This window comes from Sulfolobus sp. B1 (genome assembly GCF_007050195.1).
Taxonomy (GTDB): Archaea; Thermoproteota; Thermoprotei_A; order Sulfolobales; family Sulfolobaceae; genus Saccharolobus.
In genome coordinates this window covers 1-2,031 of sequence record NZ_QIMI01000200.1, presented here as the reverse complement: position 1 = coordinate 2,031, position 2,031 = coordinate 1, and the positions used below count along the sequence as shown (strand labels likewise).

At 41.5% G+C, this 2,031-nt stretch carries 1 protein-coding gene and 1 pseudogene; both read left to right on the top strand.

Features of this window, described 5'->3' with window-relative positions; genetic code table 11:
• Positions 1-1,537: pseudogene (locus DMP16_RS09395) on the top strand (hypothetical protein); the annotation flags it as partial.
• Positions 1,534-2,031, top strand: a 498-nt coding sequence (gene cas7d, locus DMP16_RS09390; protein ID WP_143577150.1) for a type I-D CRISPR-associated protein Cas7/Csc2, incomplete at its 3' end; no start/stop codon positions are given. The pseudogene DMP16_RS09395 and the gene cas7d, both read left to right, overlap by 4 nt.

Below are 2,031 nucleotides of genomic sequence, written 5' to 3'. Positions count from 1 at the left end.
GTCCAATAGGAAAGACCAGATTAAAAAAGAACTAGGCATAGGGAAGGTAAACGACTACGTGAAGGCATTTAAGTCCAGCGACTTACTAGATAAATTAGTGGTAGTATTAAAGAAAGTTTACGCACAGGGGCAAAGGGCTATAGACCACAACTTGCTTTCCTTCGTGAAGAAGTCCTTTGGCGGGGACATTGTAGACGACTTATCGTGGGTCAATAAATCCCCTTTGTCCTACTGTGTAGTCTGTGGTATGCCAATATATGAGGAAAGTGCTAGGTTTACCCAATACGGGTTCTCCATAGGGGCCAGAGGTGGGACAGTGGAGATCTTTATTCCCAGAGCCAAGGCAATGGCCAACATAGACAGTCTAAGGGATGACTGGAAAATATGCCCGTTCTGTAACTTTGAGGCAGGCCTTCTTTCTGGGGTCTCCAAACCACCCTTTGTGATAGTGTCCTTTTACCCCGGGATACCGGTAAGGCTCTTAGAGTCAATATACATAGGTACTAATTACTCAAGTGACGTCTTTAAAAAGGTTAAGGAAGACTCATACTATTACGATGTGTTTGTGAGTTGTGGTGGAGAGCTTAGGGATAAAGTAGACCAGAACTTACTGATTAGTTATCTGAGCTCAAAGGTACTAGTGCCCTTTAGGTTCTTCACCGGGAAGGATATGAAGATCTCAACGAGGTTGAGCAAAAAAGATATAAATGATCTCATGAGATATACCCCACTACTCTCCATAGTTTATCTCACCTCCCCCGTGTTTATATCATCTAACATCATGGACATCCCAATGGAGGAGGGTAGGATTAAGGTGGACTCAGTCTTCAACTACAGCTGGATGTCATTAAGTAAGGAAACTAAGGAGGCTAACTACAAAACCTTGCTTACACTTTTAGCCTATAAGGCTAAGTATGATACTATTGCGAGCATCTGTAAGGGTAGTGATCTCGAGAACTGTGTTAGCTCCATGGTGGAAGAGTCTGATTTATATTACGCAGTCGACCCGTCACTTTTCGTGATATCGTTTGGGTTGGGGATAGGTTCTGTAATGGATGAGAGTAAACTCCAAGAGAAGGGGCCCCATAACCCAATTATAAGTCATTTAAATTTTTTAAATTTCGTAATGGAAGAGGTGAGTGAAATGGGTGAGACCCTATCTTCTTCAATAAATTCCCTAGCCTTAGAGCTAGTCAATATAGTAAAGAAAAAGTCCCCTAATCCCTCAAAATACGACGTAATAGGTTTCTTCAGAGACGGAGTGGAAACGTTCTTTAGGACCTCTTCGTTAGCACTAAAAAAGGAGGATAGGATCAATTTAGCCGTAAGTGATGCGATCAGCTCGCTAGATAATAAGTATTCCTTAAGTGATGACTCCAAGTCAAATCTATTTTTTGCCCTTAGAGATATTTTTGAGAAGTTGTACGATATAGAAAACAATAGTGATAGGAGTCTTGCTATACGAATAGCAAACTCCTTGAGCACGTGGATTTATTTACAGTTTTTATATTTCGGGAGGAGTGGTGAGAGGAAATGAAAGGTATAGATCTAGTAAAGAGTTTATTTGGGGATAAAGCTATTAGCTTTTTTTCTAACCTAAGTAAAGAGGACCCGAACGCGGTCGTCCCAAGGGGAAGGGTGGTAAACGTCTACATTACACTACAGGCTGAAAACGAGTTACTGATAAGACATGAAGGAGGAGAAGACATCTCATTGGCCACGATAGGGAATGAGAAATACCCAATAATACTCTACGATAAAATACAATCGGCATGGAGAAGGAACATACTAGCCATATTGAGGAAAGACTACGACAAACATGTGGAAGAAATCAACAAATTGAGGGGAAATAACAACACTTGGAACTGCATGCTTAGACCAACATCTGCTGCAAAGAAAGAGGAGGAGAAAATGGGAGGGTTATGTAGGGAATGTCCAAACTGTATGACATTCGGCTTTGCTGTAGCTGAAGAGGCTAAGTACAACTTAAAGAGCAGAGTTGAGGGCGATCTATTCATAGCCACTACCCCT